Annotated in this window: 19 protein-coding genes; 14 read left to right on the top strand and 5 right to left on the bottom strand. The window is 66.7% G+C overall.

The annotated features are described in order from the left end of the window. Window positions 1–32: 32 nt before the first annotated feature. The 3 genes from RID11_RS00825 to RID11_RS00815 are packed head-to-tail and all read right to left on the bottom strand — an operon-like array spanning window position 33 to window position 1,950. Window positions 33–485 carry a hypothetical protein gene (locus RID11_RS00825; RefSeq protein ID WP_350135030.1) on the bottom strand — a complete coding sequence of 151 codons (453 nt, stop codon included), beginning with the start codon at window positions 483–485 and terminating at the stop codon, window positions 33–35. After that, window positions 482–1,012 (bottom strand): hypothetical protein, encoded by a 531-nt coding sequence (locus RID11_RS00820; protein ID WP_350135027.1) that lies wholly within the window; start codon window positions 1,010–1,012, stop codon window positions 482–484. Before RID11_RS00820 ends, RID11_RS00825 begins: the two co-directional genes overlap by 4 nt. Then, window positions 1,009–1,950: an aspartate carbamoyltransferase catalytic subunit gene (locus tag RID11_RS00815; RefSeq protein ID WP_350135024.1), complete on the bottom strand. Its 942-nt coding sequence runs from the start codon at window positions 1,948–1,950 to the stop codon at window positions 1,009–1,011. Before RID11_RS00815 ends, RID11_RS00820 begins: the two co-directional genes overlap by 4 nt. Window positions 1,951–2,123: 173 nt before the next feature. On the opposite strand from RID11_RS00815, the gene RID11_RS00810 reads away from it, so the two are divergent. The 8 genes from RID11_RS00810 to RID11_RS00775 all read left to right on the top strand — a co-directional run bounded on the left by RID11_RS00810 (window position 2,124) and on the right by RID11_RS00775 (window position 11,482). Beyond that, window positions 2,124–2,918, top strand: coding sequence for a uracil-DNA glycosylase (locus tag RID11_RS00810; protein ID WP_350135020.1), 795 nt, complete (start codon window positions 2,124–2,126; stop codon window positions 2,916–2,918). Next, window positions 2,915–3,535 (top strand): LysE family translocator, encoded by a 621-nt coding sequence (locus RID11_RS00805; protein ID WP_350135017.1) that lies wholly within the window; start codon window positions 2,915–2,917, stop codon window positions 3,533–3,535. The genes RID11_RS00810 and RID11_RS00805 overlap by 4 nt, the downstream gene beginning before the upstream one ends. Window positions 3,536–3,541: 6 nt before the next feature. Further along, complete coding sequence (gene moaB / locus RID11_RS00800; RefSeq protein WP_350135014.1) at window positions 3,542–4,084, top strand: molybdenum cofactor biosynthesis protein B; 543 nt, start codon at window positions 3,542–3,544, stop codon at window positions 4,082–4,084. A gap of 105 nt (window positions 4,085–4,189) precedes the next feature. Next, a complete protein-coding gene (locus RID11_RS00795) occupies window positions 4,190–5,635 on the top strand; it encodes an efflux RND transporter periplasmic adaptor subunit (protein ID WP_350135011.1) in 1,446 nt (481 codons plus the stop codon). A 5-nt stretch (window positions 5,636–5,640) separates the two neighbouring features. Further along, a complete protein-coding gene (locus tag RID11_RS00790; RefSeq protein ID WP_350135008.1) occupies window positions 5,641–8,988 on the top strand; it encodes an efflux RND transporter permease subunit in 3,348 nt (1,115 codons plus the stop codon). 42 nt (window positions 8,989–9,030) lie between these two features. Beyond that, window positions 9,031–9,969, top strand: coding sequence for a bifunctional riboflavin kinase/FAD synthetase (locus RID11_RS00785; protein WP_350135005.1), 939 nt, complete (start codon window positions 9,031–9,033; stop codon window positions 9,967–9,969). Continuing rightward, window positions 9,966–10,436, top strand: coding sequence for a YcgN family cysteine cluster protein (locus RID11_RS00780; protein WP_297774616.1), 471 nt, complete (start codon window positions 9,966–9,968; stop codon window positions 10,434–10,436). Before RID11_RS00785 ends, RID11_RS00780 begins: the two co-directional genes overlap by 4 nt. Beyond that, a complete protein-coding gene (locus RID11_RS00775; RefSeq protein ID WP_350135002.1) occupies window positions 10,436–11,482 on the top strand; it encodes a threonine aldolase family protein in 1,047 nt (348 codons plus the stop codon). The genes RID11_RS00780 and RID11_RS00775 overlap by 1 nt, the downstream gene beginning before the upstream one ends. 8 nt (window positions 11,483–11,490) lie before the next feature. On the opposite strand, the gene RID11_RS00770 is transcribed toward RID11_RS00775, so the two are convergent. After that, window positions 11,491–11,889 carry a (R)-mandelonitrile lyase gene (locus RID11_RS00770; RefSeq protein ID WP_350134999.1) on the bottom strand — a complete coding sequence of 133 codons (399 nt, stop codon included), beginning with the start codon at window positions 11,887–11,889 and terminating at the stop codon, window positions 11,491–11,493. 489 nt (window positions 11,890–12,378) lie between these two features. Between RID11_RS00770 and rpmB the strand changes: the two genes are divergently transcribed. From rpmB to RID11_RS00755, 3 genes are all read left to right on the top strand, one after another. Continuing rightward, window positions 12,379–12,669 (top strand): 50S ribosomal protein L28, encoded by a 291-nt coding sequence (gene rpmB, locus RID11_RS00765; protein ID WP_050662501.1) that lies wholly within the window; start codon window positions 12,379–12,381, stop codon window positions 12,667–12,669. A gap of 120 nt (window positions 12,670–12,789) precedes the next feature. Then, entirely contained in the window at window positions 12,790–13,137 is a 348-nt protein-coding gene (locus RID11_RS00760; RefSeq protein ID WP_350134994.1) for a hypothetical protein, read from the top strand. A gap of 41 nt (window positions 13,138–13,178) precedes the next feature. After that, window positions 13,179–13,643 carry a copper chaperone PCu(A)C gene (locus RID11_RS00755; protein WP_350134991.1) on the top strand — a complete coding sequence of 155 codons (465 nt, stop codon included), beginning with the start codon at window positions 13,179–13,181 and terminating at the stop codon, window positions 13,641–13,643. Between the two features lie 284 nt (window positions 13,644–13,927). Here RID11_RS00755 and RID11_RS00750 read toward each other — a convergent pair whose 3' ends face one another. Next, complete coding sequence (locus RID11_RS00750; RefSeq protein ID WP_350134987.1) at window positions 13,928–14,620, bottom strand: NAD-dependent deacylase; 693 nt, start codon at window positions 14,618–14,620, stop codon at window positions 13,928–13,930. Between the two features lie 40 nt (window positions 14,621–14,660). Between RID11_RS00750 and RID11_RS00745 the strand changes: the two genes are divergently transcribed. The 3 genes from RID11_RS00745 (at window position 14,661) to cuyB (ending at window position 17,229) form a co-directional block, all read left to right on the top strand. Then, window positions 14,661–15,098: a low molecular weight protein-tyrosine-phosphatase gene (locus RID11_RS00745; protein WP_350134984.1), complete on the top strand. Its 438-nt coding sequence runs from the start codon at window positions 14,661–14,663 to the stop codon at window positions 15,096–15,098. A gap of 145 nt (window positions 15,099–15,243) precedes the next feature. Further along, entirely contained in the window at window positions 15,244–16,539 is a 1,296-nt protein-coding gene (gene hisD / locus RID11_RS00740; protein ID WP_350134981.1) for a histidinol dehydrogenase, read from the top strand. A gap of 9 nt (window positions 16,540–16,548) precedes the next feature. Further along, on the top strand, window positions 16,549–17,229 hold the full coding sequence (gene cuyB / locus RID11_RS00735; protein ID WP_350134978.1) for a cysteate racemase: 681 nt from the start codon (window positions 16,549–16,551) through the stop codon (window positions 17,227–17,229). Window positions 17,230–17,286: the final 57 nt, after the last annotated feature.

The following is a 17,286-nucleotide window of genomic DNA, read 5'->3' as shown; positions in this document are numbered from 1 at the left end:
GACATGCGCGGGTCTTTTGGTTCCTGCATCGCTCAACCCTCCTTCAGACCAGCGGCGGCACGAAGGCGCGCCTCGGTGCCCGCGCGGTCGGCCTGATACTTGATCAGGTGCTTGTCCCCGGCGGCGGTCACCACCTGCACGGCGCTGCCCAGCCCCCGAACGGTCTTGATCTCGGCCAGCCGCATGGCGCGCGTCTGCGGGCCAAGGAGGCGATGATCTGTCAGATCCCACCGCGCCTTGAGCTCGTCCGAGGCGACGTAACCCGCGCGCACGGCGATCGCGGCCAGCCCGCCGACCGCGCCGGTCCAGGCATGCGGGTTGCCCATGACCCAAAGGACGATCATGCCAAGCGCCATCGCGCCCGCCGCCAGCCAGGCATGATCGCGCCAATAGGTCGCCCGGTCGGGATGAAAGCTGTGCAGCACCCGCTCGCCCTCGGCCAGCGGGGCGGTCGGCGTCATCGAATGAATGAGCCCCTCGCTCATGATCGCCCCATCAGCACGAGCACCAGCACCGCCACGCCGATGAGCAGCGCCACCAGCGCCAGCGCCGCCCGGCGCATGCCGCGCGGGGTCTCGGGTGGCGCGCCCGTGCCCGCCACAGTACCATGCGCGCCGCCCGCAGGCAGCGGATCGAAACTGACCGGGGTCACGTCTTCCTCGAACCGGCCCACGAGCCGCAGCGCGCCGCCCACGCGCATCTTCATCGCCTGACCTTGAAAGGCCCGCGACGGCAGGATCAGCACGCGGCCTGTCAGCCCGTCGAGCTGCCCGCGCATATCCTTGAGGTCAGCCTCGGCAATGCCATGCCCCTCGGTCAGATAGGCCGACAGCGGCATGTCCTGCAGATCGGTCAGATCGAAGAGCTCGATATCCTCTGAGCGCAGCTTGCCCTCGGCCCCCAGAGCCTCCAGCACCGCGGCATCCTCCAGCGGCGCGCCCATCTCCTCGACCACGGAAAAGACCCGCACCACATGCGCCTCCTGCGCCGGGATATCGAGCACCGTGCTCATGCCGCGCGCCGCGCCCGCAGGCCCTGCGCCAGCAGATCCATCGCCGCCATGCGTACCGCGACGCCCATCTCCACCTGATCCTGAATGACCGAGCGGTTGATATCGTCGGCAATCTCGCCATCGATCTCGACGCCCCGGTTCATCGGGCCGGGATGCATCACGATGGCATCTTCCCTGGCATAGGCCAGTTTTTCGGCATCGAGGCCGTAGCGGTGGTAATATTCGCGCTCCGACGGGATGAACCCGCCATCCATCCGCTCGCGCTGAAGCCGCAGCATCATCACCACATCGACACCGTCGAGCCCGGCGCGCATGTCGTCAAACACCTCGACCCCGAATTCCGCGATCCCCGTTGGCATCAGCGTCGGCGGGCCAATGAGGCGCACCCGGTTTTCCATCTTGCCCAACAGGATGATGTTCGAGCGCGCCACGCGGCTATGCGCAATATCGCCGCAAATCGCGATGCTCAGCCGGTGCAGCCGCCCCTTGGCCCGGCGGATCGTCAGCGCATCGAGCAGCGCCTGCGTGGGGTGCTCGTGCCGCCCGTCACCCGCGTTCAAGACCGCGCAACGCACCTTCTGCGCCAAGAGATCCACAGCACCAGATTGCGGATGCCGCACCACCAACAGATCGGGATGCATCGCGTTGAGCGTCATCGCCGTGTCAATGAGCGTCTCGCCCTTCTTGATGGAGCTGGCCTGCATCGCCATGTTCATCACATCCGCGCCCAGCCGCTTGCCCGCCAGCTCGAAACTGGCCTGCGTGCGGGTTGAGTTTTCAAAGAACATGTTGATCTGCGTGAGCCCCGCCAGCGCGTCGCCATGCTTGGCATCGCTGCGGTTGAGCGTGACGTACTCTTCGGCCAGATCGAGGATCGCCGTGATGTCCCCTTGCGACAGCGGCTCGATCCCCAAGAGATGCGCGTGCGGAAATGTCATGCTGTCCTCCGACCGGTTTCCTGCCTTGTAAGACCCCGGCCCGTTCGGGGCAAGGCGGGGATTGACGGCTGCTGCCGCTTCATCTTTCCAGAAATACTCGAATTCCGCAGTGTGGGAACCGCAACGATCATCGCCCCTTTTCCGCAGCGCCCGCGCGGGATAGCCTCGCGTGCATGGAATCGCCCCTCACCCCCGAGACAGTCCTTGCCAGCCTTGCCTGGCAGATCGAGCTTGGCGCGACCGAGGCGATCGGCGATGCGCCGGTCAATCGCTATGAGTTACCCGAGAAAGCCGCGAAACCTGCCGCCAAGCCGGACACCGCAACGGCCACGCCCGTGATCCCCGCGCCACAGGCCAAGACCGACCCGCTGGCAGACGCGGAAAGAGCCGCTGCAGCCGCCCCCACGCTCGACGCGCTGCGCGCGGCGCTTGCCGCCTATCCGCATTGCGATCTGCGGCGCGGTGCGCGCAATCTGGTGTTCTGCGACGGCAGTGCCGCTGCGCGGCTGATGATCATCGGCGAGGCGCCGGGCCGCGACGAGGATATGCAGGGCAAACCCTTTGTGGGCCGTGCCGGGCAGTTGCTGGACCGGATGTTCGACGCCATCGGCCTGTCGCGCGGGGCCGACACGCCCGAGACCGCGCTTTATATCTCCAATATCCTGCCCTGGCGGCCGCCGCAGAACCGCGACCCCAACGCCGATGAGATCGCCATGATGCGCCCCTTCATGGCGCGGCATGTGGAACTGGCCAACCCCGATGTGGTTGTCCTGATGGGGAATATCAGCTGCGAGGCGGGGCTGGGTAAGCGCGGGATAACCCGGCTGCGCGGGCAGTGGTCTGAGGCCTATGGCAAACCCGCCCTGCCAATGTTCCATCCGGCCTACCTCTTGCGCAACCCGGCGGCCAAGCGCGAGGCTTGGGCCGATCTTCTGGCGCTCAAGGCGCGGCTTGCGGGGCGGGCATGATCGTCGATCCGCTGACCCTGCTGGCCTTTATCCCCGCGGCCCTCGCGCTCAACCTGACACCGGGGGCGGACATGATGTTCTGCCTCGGCCTTGGGTTGCGGGCGGGCCCGCGCCCCGCTATCGCCGCGAGCGCGGGCATCTCGGCGGGCGGTATTGTGCATGTCACGCTGGCGGGTCTGGGTCTGGCCGCCGTGATCGCCGCCCTGCCGCTGGCGCTCGACGTGATCCGCTGGCTTGGCGTGGGCTATCTGCTGTGGCTGGCCTGGGGTGCGCTAAGCCAAGGCCCGATGCGCCCCGACGCGCCACGCCTCAGCCCCGCGCGCGCCTTTCGCGAGGGCATGCTGGTGAACCTGCTGAACCCCAAGGTGATCCTCTTCGTTCTGGCTTTTGTTCCGCAATTCATCGATCCTGTCCGCGCGATCCTGCCGCAATTCCTGGTCTACGGCCTCGTGCTGGCCGTGGGCGGGTTTTTCATCAACGGTGCGGTCGGGGTCTTTGCCGGCGGTGTTGGCCGCCGCCTTGCCACCTCTGCGCGCTTCAATCGCGGGCTGGGCTATGCCTCGGCCGCAATCTTCACAGCGCTGGCCGCCCGTCTCGCCCTCATGTCCCGGAGTTGACCAATCATGTCCCGCATTGATGAGACCAAGGATTTCATCCCCGTCCGCATTGCCGTGCTCACCGTCTCGGACACCCGCGACATGGCCGATGACCGCTCCGGCGACACGCTGGTCAAGCGGCTCGAGGCGGCGGGCCATATCCTTGCCGACCGGATGATCGTGCGCGACGAGCGCGACCAGATCGCCGATCAACTGCGCGAATGGGTGGCGAACCCGGAGGTGGACGTGGTGATCTCCACCGGCGGCACCGGCCTAACGGGGCGCGATGTCACGGTCGAGGCGCATCGCGATGTCTACGAGAAAGAGATCGACGCGTTTGGCACGGTCTTCACCATGGTCTCGATGCAGAAGATCGGCACCTCGGCGATCCAGAGCCGCGCCACCGGCGGTGTTGCGGGCGTCACATATCTCTTTGCCCTGCCCGGCAGCCCCGGTGCGTGCAAGGACGCATGGGACGAGATCCTTGCCTTTCAACTTGATTACCGCCACCGCCCCTGCAACTTTGTCGAGATCATGCCACGGCTCGACGAGCATCAGCGCCGGAAATGAAAGCGGCCCGCGTATAACCTCGGCGTGACTTGGTTTTTGCCCTGTCGCGGTTAAATGTAGTCCATCCGCCAGCCAGCCGGGCCGGTACTATGAGAGTGGCACGCCATGCGGTTTCTGCGTCAGGGGCTTTTCGGCCTCTTCCTTCTGTCACTGACCCTGGGTCTGCTGGCCTATGCCGGTCAGATCGTGGTCAGCGCCGTGCAGGAGCGCATGGCACAGGAGCCGCGCGCACCAGAGCGCCGCGAGCGGGTCTTTGCGGTGCGCACGGTGACCGCAGAGGAGGCGCGGATCACACCCGTCCTGTCGGCCTTTGGCCAGATCGAGAGCCGCCGCACGCTGGAAATCCGCGCGCAGGTGACCGGTGTGATCACCGAACTGTCGCCCGATTTCGTAGAGGGCGGCACGGTTCGGACCGGGCAGTTTCTTGCCCGGATCGACCCCGCCGATGCAGAGACTGCAGTCAGCCGCGCGCGGACCGATCTTGATGATGCCCGCGCCGAAGAGCGCGAGGCGGCGCGCGCCCTTGATCTGGCGCGTGACGAGCTGGCCGCGCGGCGCGATCAGTCGGAGATTCAGGACCGGGCGCTGGCCCGTCAGCGCGACCTTGAGGATCGTGGCGTCGGCACCCTGACGGCCGTGGAAACCGCCGAATACAACGTCGTGCAGGCGCGACAGGCGGTGCTCGCCAGTCGTCAGGCGCTGGCCTTGGCCGAGGCCCGCGTCGATCAGGCCAAGACCTCCGCCGCCCGCGCCGAACTTGCCCTGTCGGAGGCCGAGAGGCGCCTGGCGGAAACCCGCATCACCGCCGGATTTTCCGGCACGCTCAGCGATGTGAGCGTGATCGAGGGGCGCCTGATTACGGCCAATGAACAAATGGCCACGCTGGTCGATGGCACAGCCCTCGAGGTGGCGTTCCGGGTCTCGACCTCGCAATATGCCCGGCTGCTGGGTCAGGACGGCACGCTGCTGCCCGCCCCCGTGACCGTAACGCTCGACACCGGCGGGCTCGACCTGACCGCCACCGGACAGATCACCCGGCAATCAGCGAGCCTCGCCGAAGGCGAAAGCGGCCGCATGCTCTTTGCCACGCTCAGCGATGCCCCCGCCATGAAACCGGGCGATTTCGTTTCCGTCAGCGTCGAGGAACCCGCGATTAACGCGGTGATCCGCCTGCCCGCCACGGCGCTCGGGCCAGAGGGCACGGTGCTGGTGCTCGGGGCAGATGAGCGGCTTGAACGCCTGCCCGTCACCCTGCTGCGCCGTCAGGACAACGACATCCTCGTGCGCGGCGCAGGGCTTGCCGGGCGCGAGGTGGTGAGCGAACGCAGCCCGGTCCTCGGCCCCGGCATCAAGGTGCGCCGACTGAGCCCCGAGGCCAATGCCGGGGCGACCCTCACGCTCGACCCCGACCGCCGCGCACGCCTGCGCGCCTATGTCGAGGGCGACCGCGCCATGCCCGCCCCGATGCGCGCCCGCCTGCTGGCAGAGCTTGAGCGCCCGGAAGTGCCCGCGCAGACCGTCGAACGACTCGAACGCCGGATGGGGGGCTGAGGCCGATGACCGGCGTCATCTCATGGTTCACCCGGCACCGCACGGCAGCGAACCTGCTATTGGTGCTGCTGATCGCGCTTGGCCTGATGGCCATGCCGCGCATGCGCGCGCAGTTCTTTCCCGACATCATCATCGACAACGTTTCCGTCTCGGTCACATGGGAAGGGGCCAGCGCCGAGGATGTGGACAATGCCATCGTCCAGATCATCGAACCGGCGCTGCTGGCGGTCGAAGGCGTCGAAAGCTCGCGCGCATCGAGCCGCGAGAACAGCGCCGCGATCACGCTGGAGTTCGAACCCGACTGGGACATGGGCCGCGCCGCCGACGAGGTGCAGGCAGCACTTGACCAGATCACCACCCTGCCCGACGAGGCCGACGAACCGGTGGTGCGACGCGGCGCATGGCGCGACAGCGTGACGGACGTTGTGATCACCGGCCCGGTGGGCACCGAGCAACTGGCCCGCATCGCCGATGAATTCGTCGCGCGCCTGTTCGATACGGGCGTCACCCGGACCACGATCGAAGGTGTCGCCGCGCCCGAAACGGTGGTCGAGGTGCCCGGCTCCAACCTCATCGCGCATCGCATCACGATGGAAGAGATCGCGACGGCCATCGCCGCCGAGATCACCACCGATCCGGCGGGCGACATGGAGGGCGCGAATACCCGCGTGCGCACCGGTACGGCCAAACGCAGCCCCGCCGAGATCGCCGACATCCCGCTGCGGATGGAGCGCGATGGCACCGCCCTCACCATCGGCGATGTGGCGCATATCCGGGTGGCCGGGGCGGCGCGCGACGTGGCCTATTTCGTGGGTGACCGCCCCGCCATCTCGGTCAGCGTCGCCCGCTCGGCCAAGGGCGACGCGCTCGATATCGAGGCACAGGTGCGCGACGTGGCGGGCACCATGCTGCAAACCCTGCCCGAGGGCGTCTCGATCGACCTTATCCGCACCCGGTCCGAGGCCATATCGGGCCGGCTCGATATGCTGCTCGACAATGCGCTGACCGGGCTTGCGCTTGTGGTCGGGCTGCTCTTTCTCTTTCTCAACGCGCGCACCGCGTTTTGGGTGGCGGCGGGTATTCCGGTGGCGATGCTGGCGGCGGTGGCGATCATGTATGCCGCCGGTCTCACGCTCAACATGATCTCGCTTTTCGCGATCATCATCACCCTCGGCATCGTGGTGGATGACGCCATCGTGGTGGGCGAACATGCCGACGCGCGCCACCGCCGCTATGGCGAGCCGCCGATGGTCGCCGCCGAACGCGCCGCCGGACGCATGGCGCTGCCGGTCTTTTCGGCCACGCTGACCACGCTGATTGCCTTTTTCGGCCTCGCGGTGATCGGCGGGCGGTTCGGCGACCTGATCTATGACATTCCGGTCACCGTGATCGCCGTGCTGGCCGCGAGCCTGGTGGAATGCTTTCTGATCCTGCCCAATCACATGGCCCACGCGCTTGCCCATTCCGCCAAGGCGCATTGGTACGATATGCCCAGCCGGGTTGTGAACCGGGGCTTTACATGGGTGCGCGAGCGGGGTTTCCGCCCGCTTCTCGGGCTGCTGATCCGGGCGCGCTATGCGGTGCTTGCAGGCGCGGTGCTCTTGCTGGCCACGCAGATCGGCAGCTTTTTGCAGGGCGACGTGACGTGGCGGTTCTTCAACGCCCCCGAACGCGGCAGCGTCTCGGGCAATTTCGCGATGGCCCCGGGGGCGAGCCGCGCCGACACACTGGCGCAGATGCGCGAAATGCAGCGCGCGACCGAGGCGCTCGGTGCGGAATATGAGGACCGCTACGGGGCCAATCCGCTCAGCTATGTGATCGCCCAGGCGGGCGGCACTTCGGGGCGGGGTCTGTCGGGCGCGGACACCAAGGATGCGGACCTGCTGGGCGGCATTTCCATCGAATTAATCGACCCCGACCTGCGCCCCTATTCCAGCTTTGCGTTTGTCGCCGACCTTCAGGAGAAGGTCACGCAACTGCCGCTCACCGAGACGCTCAGCTTTCGCGGCAGCCGTTCGGGGCCGGGCGGCGACGCGCTCGACGTGGAACTGCATGGTGCCACGGCAGAGGAGCTCAAGCAGGCCGCCGAGGCGCTCAAATCCGCCCTCGCGCGCTATCCGGAGGTCTCGGCGCTCGAAGACAACCTTGCCTATGACAAGTCCGAACTGATCCTCGATCTGACGCCGCAGGGCGCCGCCATGGGCTTTACCATCGACGATCTGGGCCGCATCCTGCGCCACCGGGTGAACGGCATCGAAGCTGCCACCTATCCCGACGGTCCGCGCTCGGCCGAGGTGCGGGTCGAACTGCCACGGGGTGAACTGACCGCCGATTTCCTAGATACCATGCAATTGCGCGCGCCCTCAGGCCAATACGTGCCGCTCGGGGACGTGGTCAGCGTGACCGAGCGCACCGGCTTTGCCACCGTGCGGCGCGAGAACGGGCTGCGCCTGATCAACGTGACCGGCGATATCTCCGAGGACGACCCGGCCCGCGCCGCCGAGATCAGCCGCGCATTGGAGACCGAGATCCTGCCCGAGATCGCCGCCACCCATCAGGTCGAATACCGCCTCGCGGGGCTGAGTGAACAAGAGGATGAGTTCATGGCCGACGCCCGCATGGGGCTGATCATGACGCTTCTGGGCATCTACCTCGTGCTGTCGCTGGTCTTTGCCAGTTGGACCCGGCCCATGGTGGTGATGGCGATCATCCCGTTTGGCCTTGTCGGCACGATCTGGGGCCATGCGCAATGGGATGTGCCGCTGTCGATGTTCACGGTGGTGGGCCTCTTGGGCATGACCGGGATCATCATCAACGATTCCATCGTTCTGGTGACCTCGATTGATGAGCACGCCGAGACGCGCGGGCTGATCCCCGCAATCATCGAGGGCACCTGCGACCGCCTGCGCCCGGTGCTGCTGACGACACTGACCACCGTGCTGGGGCTGGCACCGCTGCTGTTCGAGCGCTCCACGCAGGCGCAATTCCTCAAGCCCACGGTGATCACGCTGGTTTACGGCCTGGGCTTTGGCATGCTCTTGGTGCTGCTGGTGGTGCCTGCCCTGCTGGCCATCGGGCGCGACCTTGCGCAGCCCGTCACCGCCCTGCGCCGGGGCCTGCGGGTGCGCCGCGCGGGGCTGCGCACGACGCTTGGCACGGCGGCGGTGATGATCCTCGTCTGGTTCACGGCGACACTGGGCTGGACGCTGGCCACGGGTGCCCTGCCCGGCCCCGTCGCCTCGCTCCTGCCGCTGGCCCCGCTGATGGCGGCACTCGCACTTTTCGTGACCGGCGCGGCGGTGCTTCTGATGCTGGTCTATGTGACAGCGGCCCTTGCCCGCCGTCCCGCCTGATCACCCTTGCGCACGCCGCCGCGCGGCGCTAGGCCATGCCCCATGCGTATCATCCGGGATTACACCTATGTCACCGAGGCCGATCGCGGGGCCTCTGTCGCCATCGGCAATTTCGATGGCGTCCATATCGGCCATCTGTCGGTGATAGATCAGGCGCGCGCAGCAGGCGCACGCAGCGGTGCGCCCTTGGGCATCCTGACATTCGAGCCGCATCCGCGTGAATATTTCGCGCCCGACGCGCCCCCGTTCCGCCTGATGGGCCGAGATGCGCGCGCGCATCGGCTGGAAAAACTGGGGGTCGAGCGGCTTTATGAGATAAATTTCAACGCGGCGCTCGCCTCGCTCACCCCCCGCGACTTTGCGCGGAACGTGATCCGGGACGGGCTGGGCCTTGCGCATGTCGTGGTTGGCGCGGATTTCTGCTTTGGCAAGGGGCGCGCGGGCAATGCCGCCGATTTGCAGGCGTTCGGCGCGGAGATGGGCTTTGGCGTGACCATCGCGCAATTGCTCGAAGGCGATGCCGGTCAAGTCTCTTCCACCGCCATCCGCCGCGCGCTCTCGGACGGTGACCCGCGCACCGCTGCCGCCATGCTGGGCCATTGGCACCGCATCGACGGGCCGGTGGTGGGCGGCGAACAGCGGGGCCGCACGCTTGGCTATCCGACCGCGAACATGTCCATCGAAGGGCTGCACCCACCGAAATTCGGCGTCTATGCCGTGCTCGTCGATGTGCTCGACGGGCCGCATGAGGGGCAGTATCACGGCGCCGCCTCGCTCGGGCTGCGTCCGATGTTCCACGGCGAGGTGCCCAATCTGGAAACTTTCATTTTTGATTTCTCCGGCGATCTCTACGACGCGCCGCTTTCGGTCGCGCTGGTCGATTACCTGCGCCCCGAGGAGACATTTGACAGTCTCGACGCCTTCATCGCGCAGATGGATGCCGATTGCGCCCGCGCGCGCAGCATACTGGCCGCGCTATGAGCGATCCCATCGACCGCAGCGGCTTGCGCCCGCGTTTCTGGGAAACCACCCGCCTCGACCGGATGACGCAAAAGGAATGGGAGGCGCTCTGCGATGGCTGCGGCAAATGCTGCCTCAACAAGCTGGAGGATGACGAGACCGGCGAGGTGGCGCTGACCCGCGTCGCCTGTCGGCTCTTCGATGACACCACCTGCCGCTGCGGGCAATATTCCATCCGCCAGCAATTCGTGCCGGAATGCATATCGCTCAAACCCCACACGATCGAGCGCCACGCCTATTGGCTGCCCGAAACCTGCGCCTATAAACTGCTCTACGAGGGCAAGCCGCTCTATGACTGGCACCCGCTGATTTCCGGCGATCCGCAGAGCGTGCATGACGCGGGCGTGTCGATGCAGCATCGCACCGTGCCGGAGTTCGACGTGCCCGAGGATGACTGGGAAGAGCATATCATAGAGGAGCCCACCTGATGCAATTCGCCTCCGACAATTCCGGCCCGGCGCTCCCCGCCGTCATGCAGGCGATGAGCGAGGCCAATGCCGGGCACATGCCGTCCTATGGCGACGAGGCGCTGATGGAGCAGGTTCGCGACCACCTGCGCGCGCTGTTCGAGGCGCCGCAGGCCAGCGTCTATCTGGTGGCCACCGGCACGGCGGCCAATGCGCTGGCCCTCGCCACCCTGTCGCAGCCGTGGCAGACGGTGTTCTGCACGCCGCTTGCGCATATCCACACCGATGAGTGCAACGCGCCCGAGTTCTTTACCGGTGGCGCGAAGCTCAGCCTTGTGGGCGAGGCCGACAAGATGACGCCGGATGAATTGCAGACCGCGATCAGCGCCTGGCCCGCGGGCGATGTCCACAACCCGCAGCACGGGCCGCTGGCGCTGACACAGGCGACCGAGCGCGGGCGCATCTATAGCTGCGCGGAAATCACCGCGCTGAGCCAGGTCGCGCGCGATCACGGCCTGCCCTGCTATCTCGACGGCGCGCGCTTTGCCAATGCGGTGGCGGCTTTGGGCTGCACCCCCGCCGAGATGACTTGGCAGGCAGGCATCGACGCAGTGTCGATGGGCGGTACCAAGAATGGCTGTCTCGGGGTCGAGGCGGTGATCTTCTTCAACCCGGAAAACGCGTGGGAATTCGAGTTGCGTCGCAAACGCTCGGCGCATCTCTTTTCCAAGCATCGCTATCTCTCGGCACAGATGCTGGGCTATCTGGCCGACGACCTGTGGCTGAGCACGGCGCAGACGGCCAATGCACAGGCTGCCAAGCTGGTTCAGGGGTTGCGCGGCCTGCCCGAGGCCGAGATCGCATTTGAACCGCAGGTCAACATGATCTTCGCCCGCCTGCCGCGCGCCAGCCATCAGCGGCTGAAAGCGGCAGGCGCAAGTTATGCGCTCTGCGACGGTCCGCTCGATCAAGGCCCTGCGGATGAACCGCTGCTGGCGCGCTTTGTCTGCGACTGGTCGATCACCGATGCGGAGATCGCGCGGTTTCTGGAGGTCGCGCGCGGCTGAGGCAGCCTTTAGCTGCGGGCATAATCCGCATCACTCACCTGTTCGAGCCAGTCCGCCACGCGCCCGTCCTGCGCTTCCTGGATTGCCATATGGCACATCATCCGGTCGGGCGTGGCCCCGTGCCAGTGCTCCTCTCCCGGCGGAATCCAGACCGTGTCCCCGGCATGGATCTCCTCCACCGTGCCGTCCCGCGTGCCGATCAGGCCCACGCCCGACAGCACATGCAGCGTCTGGCCGAGGGGATGGGTATGCCACGCGGTGCGCGCTCCGGGCTCAAAAGTGACACGCAGGGCCCGCACGCGCGCAGGCTCCGGGGTCTCGACCACGGGCTCCTGCCAGACGCGGCCGGTGAAATAGGCGGCATCGGCCTGCTTGCTCGTGACGTCTTGCGTTCGGACGATCTGCATCATGCTCTCCCTTTCGACTGGTCGCGATCCTAGCAGCCTTCGGAGGAATTGAAATGACGGTCTGCGGGGGGTCTTGAGCTGCCGTTGACCGCTACACTCACGCGCGGAACAAGGCCGAAGGCCGCCGCACATCGCCGGGCCGCCCCCCGGCACGGCGATTTGGCTGCAACCTGCTCTACGTTCGGATGTTCTTCGGGCTTGGCTGATATAAAGCGCTACCAAACTATCGTTGAATCGCCGTACCGCGGCCCGTCGATGCGCGGCTCACGCAAACGACACCATCAGGCCAGTCGCATCCCCGACCACCAGCGCCAAGCCCTGCCACAGCCCTCTCGCAAACCAACCCGCCTTTTTCCCGCTCGAATCCCTTGACGCCCCTGCGCATTGGGCCTAAAGACCCCAAACGGAATTCGGGGCGCTGCCGGTGGCGGTGCCCGTTTGTGTTAAGCAGGGCCAGACCGCGCCCTCAACAAGAACGAGGATGACCCCATGTCGCGCCGCTGCGAACTGACCGGAAAAGGCCCCATGGTTGGCAATAACTCCAGCCATGCCAACAACAAGACCAAGCGTCGGTATCTGCCGAACCTCAATGATGTGACGTTGCAGTCGGAAACCCTGAACCGTGGCATCAAGCTCCGGATCTCGGCGCACGCGCTGCGCAGCGTCGATCACCGGGGCGGGCTCGACGCCTTTCTCGCCAAGGCCAAGGATGACGAGCTGTCGCCGTCGGCTCTCAAGGTGAAAAAAGAGATCGCCAAGGCACAGGCCGCCAGCGCCTGACACCGGGATTGCGATGATCGCGCACGGCCCTGCCCCTTTGGCGGGGCTGTTTGCGTTTGACGTCCCCGGTACGTTTTGTCGCTTGTCCTGTGCGCGCCCGCGCGCCTATACCTTCGGGCAATGACGATCCTGCGCAGCATAACCGCCCTCGGGCTTTGCCTCTTTCTGGCGCTGACCAGCGTCGACCTTGCCGTGGCGCGCGGCGCGGCGCAGCCGGTGGGTCAGATGGTGCTCTGCACCGGCGAGGGCACGCGCACCGTGCTGGTGGACGCCAGGGGCCAGCCCGCGACACCGCCGCATATCTGCCCGGAGTGCCTGCTCGCGTTCTATGCGGATGCACCGCGCCCGCCATTGCCCCTGCCACGCGATGTGGCTGCAACGGCCTGTCAGCCCTTCGCTGATGCCCGTCATGAGACGAGCCTTGCGCGCCCTGCCCCGCTGGCGCGGGCACCGCCGCTGTCGGTCTGACCCTGCAAATCCCTTACATTCAGACCAGAAGGAGCGACATCATGTCCCTCAAATCCACGCTTTTCGCCGCCCTCGCGGGCCTCACCCTTGCTGCCCCGGCCATGGCGCAGGAAATTCACGTCCTCGACACCTATGCCCGCAGTGCCAGCCCGATGGCCAAGACCGGTGCGGCATTCATGCTGATCGAGAATATCGGCGATGCGCCGGACCGCCTGGTCGCCGTCAAATCCCCCGCCGCCAAGAAGGTGGAACTGCACACCCACCGCGAAGAAGGCGGCGTGATGAAGATGGTGCATGTCGAGGAGGGCTTCGAACTCGGAGCGGGCGAGACGCTGTTTCTCCAGCGCGGCGGTCGCCACGTGATGTTCATGGGGCTGACCGAGCCGTTCGAGCAGGGCAAGACCATTCCCCTCACCCTCGTCTTCGAGACATCCGGCGAGATCACGCTCGACATTCCGGTCGATCTGGAGCGCATGCCGAAAGAGGGTCACGGTCACGGAAACTGATATCCGGGGAGCGGTCGGGGCACCTTGGTGGGGTGCCCCGACAGCGGGGTTGGCTTGGCCTGGAGCCGCCGTTGGACTGAGCCGCGCATCGACGGGCCGCGGTACGGCGATCCTACCTCAGTTGTTTAGCGCTTTATATCAGCCAAATCCGAAAAACATCAGAGCGCAGAGCAGGTTGCAGCCAAATCGCCGTGCCGGGGGGCGGCCCAGCGATGTGCGGCGGGCTTCGCCCTTGATTCCGCGCAGGGGCATAACGGCAAAGGCAGTTCAAGGCCAAAACTCACCTACCCGCCCAAAATCTCTGCGACCCAAAGCGGTACCACCTCCGACGCACGCCCCTGTCGGACATCGTCAAAATCGCCCGCCACCGCCGACGGCTCAAGATTGATCTCCAGGCACCGCGCCCCCGCCAGTGCCGCCTCCTGTGCAAATCCCGCCGCCGGATAAACCTGCCCCGACGTGCCGATCGCCGCGAAGACATCCGCCCCCGCCAGATGCGCCAGGATTTCCTCCATCCGGTAGGGCATCTCGCCGAACCAGACCACGTCTGGACGGCAGGCACACGCGCCGCAATCCGGGCAGGCATCCTGCACGCTCATCTGCGGGGCCGCCTGCCACCTCACACCACAGGCAGCACAGTGCGCGCGGGCCAGTTCACCATGCATGTGGATCACATCCCGCGCGCCACCTGCCTCATGCAGCCCGTCCACGTTCTGCGTCACGATCACCACCTCGCCCGGATGTTCGGCCTGCAACCGCGCCAGCGCGCGATGCGCCGCATTGGGCCGCGCCTCGGCCGCCTGCACACGACGCGCATTATAGAACCCGTGCACCAGATCCGCATCGCGGGCAAAAGCCTCGGGCGTGGCTACATCCTCAATCCGGTAGCGTTGCCAGATTCCGCCGACGTCGCGAAACGTGCCCAGCCCGCTTTCCGCCGAAATTCCCGCGCCGGTCAGTATGACGATCTTTTGCATCGCGCCCTCCTAGCCTAATCTCTGCCGGAAAGGACGCGTCATGACCACCCGAATCCTCTTTGTCTGCCTCGGCAATATCTGCCGCTCGCCCGCTGCCGAAGGGGTGTTTCACAGCCTCGCCCCGCAACTGGACATCGACAGCGCGGGCACCAGCGGCTGGCATATCGGCGATCCGCCCTACGGCCCGATGCAGGACGCCGCCCGCGCCCGTGGGATCGACATATCCGACCTGCGCGCGCGTCAGTTCGAGGCGACGGATTTCACCCGCTTCGACCTTATCATCTCGATGGACGCAAAGAACCTCGCGGCCGTCGACGCGCTGCGACCTGCGGGCAATGCCACGCCCGTGCGCCTGCTCACCGATTATGCGCCCGACCAGGGCGCGGATCATGTACCTGACCCATATTACACCCGTGATTTCGACGGCACGCTCGACCTGATCGAGACCTGCGCAAAGGCCCTGGCCGCAAGCCTCTAGCTCCTTCGATGCCAGAGGCCACCGCGTCTTCGGATATTCCGAAACCCGCTTTCGGCAGCTGGAAAAACCCCGCCACCGGACCGGCTATTCCCTTGCCCAATGGGTCACGACGCCCCAATCACTAGGGGCAAAGGAGACCCGCCCCATGCCCTTCACACAGATCAAGCCCGCCCCCGGAGAGCCACCCCAGACCGCCCATGACGTGACCGACACGGTGCAGATTATGCTGGCCCGGCTGCGCGCGGGCGGCGCGCAGGTGGCGCTGGAATATGCACGGCAACTGGACGGCTGGCAGGGCGAGATCGTGGTCACCCGGGCAGAGATCGCCGCGGCTTCTGCCCGCGTGCCACAGACCCTCAAGAACGATATCGCCTGGGCGCATGACAACATCTCGCGCTTTGCCGCCGCTCAACGCGCCACGGCGCAGGACATGGAGATCGAGTTGCGCCCCGGGCTGCGCGCGGGGCAACGTCAAATTCCGCTTCAGGCGGCAGGCTGCTACGTGCCGGGCGGGCGCTACAGCCATATCGCCTCTGCGCTGATGTCGATCGCCACCGCGCGCGAGGCAGGCGTGCCCGACATCACCGCCTGCTCGCCGCCCTGCGGCAGCGGCCCTATTCCCGACGCGATGCTCTTTGCCATGGATCTGGCCGGGGCCACGCGCATCCTGACCATCGGCGGGGTGCAGGGCATCGCGGCGATGGCCCTCGGCCTCTTTGGCGCGCCGCCCGCCGATATACTCGTCGGCCCCGGCAATGCCTATGTGGCCGAGGCCAAGCGGCAGCTTTTCGGCCCCATCGGCATCGACATGTTCGCAGGGCCGACCGACAGCCTGATCCTCGCCGATGACACCGCCGATGCCGACACCGTCGCTGCCGATCTGGTGGGGCAGGCCGAACATGGTGCCAATTCGCCGGTTTGGCTGGCCACGACGCATCGCCCGCTGGCCGAGGCGGTGATCGCCCGCGTACCCGCGCTGATCGCGGCGCTACCCGATCCCAACCGCACCGCCGCCGACACCGCATGGCGCGATCTGGCCGAGGTGGTGCTCTGCGACAGGGCAGAAGAGATGGCGCGCTATGCCGATGCCAAGGCCCCCGAACATCTGCATGTACAGGCCCGCGACCTGCCGTGGTGGCGCAACCGGCTGCGCGCCTATGGCTCGCTGTTCCTGGGTGAAAACACCACCGTCGCCTTCGGCGACAAGGCGGCGGGCCCCAACCATGTCTTGCCCACCTCGGGGGCCGCGCGCTACACAGGGGGGCTGTCGGTGCACAAGTTCCTCAAGACCGTCACCTGGCAAGAGGTGGACGCTTGCGCGCTGCCCGATCTCGCGCGCGTCACAGCCAGCCTCAGCCGCGCGGAACGCATGGAGGGGCATGCCCGCAGCGCAGATATCCGCCTCGGCCCCGTTCCCGGTGCCGCGCAATCGACGGGGTAAGACAACCGCATGAAAACCGTGGGTATTCTGGGGGGCATGGGCCCCGAGGCCACCATCCTGCTGATGCAAAAGGTCATGGCGGCCGTGCCTGCGCGCGACGACGCCGATCACGTGCCGCTGATCGTGCATCAGAACCCGCAGGTCCCGAGCCGGATCAAGGCGCTGATCGAGGGCACCGGCGAAGACCCCGGCCCGACGCTGGCGCGCATGGCGCGTGATCTGCAGGCGGCGGGCGCGCAGGCGCTGGCCATGCCCTGCAACACCGCGCATCATTATGCACCCGCCGTGACCGACGCGACGCCGCTGCCATTTCTCGACATGCTCGACCTGACGGCGGCCTCGCTTGCGCAACAGGGCGCGCGGCGGGTGGGGATGCTCGCCTCGCCTGCGACGCGGCTTGCGGGCGTGTTCGACGCGCCCTTCGCGACGCACGGCCTGACGCCGGTCTTCCTGACCGATGACGCCGACCTTCTGGACATCATCCGCGCGGTCAAGGCCGGTCAGGGCATCGCCACGCTCGGCCACCGCCTTACGGCAGAGGCCGGGGCGCTTGTCGCACAAGGGGCCGATCATCTGCTCGTGGCCTGCACGGAACTGTCGCTGATGACCACGGCCCTGCCTGAAAGCGTGCCTCATACGGACAGCCTTGATTGCCTGACCGGTGCCATTGTGGATTTTGCCAAGGCCTGAGAGGCGCGGAAGAACGTCGCGCGCAAGGCGGCACGGCGCCACCCTGCGCGGTTTCGT

Origin of the sequence: Roseovarius sp. (assembly GCF_040219995.1) — a bacterium.
In the GTDB taxonomy this organism is placed as follows: Bacteria; Pseudomonadota; Alphaproteobacteria; order Rhodobacterales; family Rhodobacteraceae; genus Roseovarius.
This window is presented reverse-complemented; position numbering and strand designations above follow the sequence as displayed.

Bases quoted from the DNA above. Each gene is read 5' to 3' on its own strand.
- RID11_RS00825 (WP_350135030.1), bottom strand. From the start codon at position 485: ATGAGCGAGGGGCTCATTCATTCGATGACGCCGACCGCCCCGCTGGCC.
- RID11_RS00820 (WP_350135027.1), bottom strand. From the start codon at position 1,012: ATGAGCACGGTGCTCGATATCCCGGCGCAGGAGGCGCATGTGGTGCGG.
- RID11_RS00815 (WP_350135024.1), bottom strand. From the start codon at position 1,950: ATGACATTTCCGCACGCGCATCTCTTGGGGATCGAGCCGCTGTCGCAA.
- RID11_RS00810 (WP_350135020.1), top strand. From the start codon at position 2,124: ATGGAATCGCCCCTCACCCCCGAGACAGTCCTTGCCAGCCTTGCCTGG.
- RID11_RS00805 (WP_350135017.1), top strand. From the start codon at position 2,915: ATGATCGTCGATCCGCTGACCCTGCTGGCCTTTATCCCCGCGGCCCTC.
- moaB (WP_350135014.1), top strand. From the start codon at position 3,542: ATGTCCCGCATTGATGAGACCAAGGATTTCATCCCCGTCCGCATTGCC.
- RID11_RS00795 (WP_350135011.1), top strand. From the start codon at position 4,190: ATGCGGTTTCTGCGTCAGGGGCTTTTCGGCCTCTTCCTTCTGTCACTG.
- RID11_RS00790 (WP_350135008.1), top strand. From the start codon at position 5,641: ATGACCGGCGTCATCTCATGGTTCACCCGGCACCGCACGGCAGCGAAC.
- RID11_RS00785 (WP_350135005.1), top strand. From the start codon at position 9,031: ATGCGTATCATCCGGGATTACACCTATGTCACCGAGGCCGATCGCGGG.
- RID11_RS00780 (WP_297774616.1), top strand. From the start codon at position 9,966: ATGAGCGATCCCATCGACCGCAGCGGCTTGCGCCCGCGTTTCTGGGAA.
- RID11_RS00775 (WP_350135002.1), top strand. From the start codon at position 10,436: ATGCAATTCGCCTCCGACAATTCCGGCCCGGCGCTCCCCGCCGTCATG.
- RID11_RS00770 (WP_350134999.1), bottom strand. From the start codon at position 11,889: ATGCAGATCGTCCGAACGCAAGACGTCACGAGCAAGCAGGCCGATGCC.
- rpmB (WP_050662501.1), top strand. From the start codon at position 12,379: ATGTCGCGCCGCTGCGAACTGACCGGAAAAGGCCCCATGGTTGGCAAT.
- RID11_RS00760 (WP_350134994.1), top strand. From the start codon at position 12,790: ATGACGATCCTGCGCAGCATAACCGCCCTCGGGCTTTGCCTCTTTCTG.
- RID11_RS00755 (WP_350134991.1), top strand. From the start codon at position 13,179: ATGTCCCTCAAATCCACGCTTTTCGCCGCCCTCGCGGGCCTCACCCTT.
- RID11_RS00750 (WP_350134987.1), bottom strand. From the start codon at position 14,620: ATGCAAAAGATCGTCATACTGACCGGCGCGGGAATTTCGGCGGAAAGC.
- RID11_RS00745 (WP_350134984.1), top strand. From the start codon at position 14,661: ATGACCACCCGAATCCTCTTTGTCTGCCTCGGCAATATCTGCCGCTCG.
- hisD (WP_350134981.1), top strand. From the start codon at position 15,244: ATGCCCTTCACACAGATCAAGCCCGCCCCCGGAGAGCCACCCCAGACC.
- cuyB (WP_350134978.1), top strand. From the start codon at position 16,549: ATGAAAACCGTGGGTATTCTGGGGGGCATGGGCCCCGAGGCCACCATC.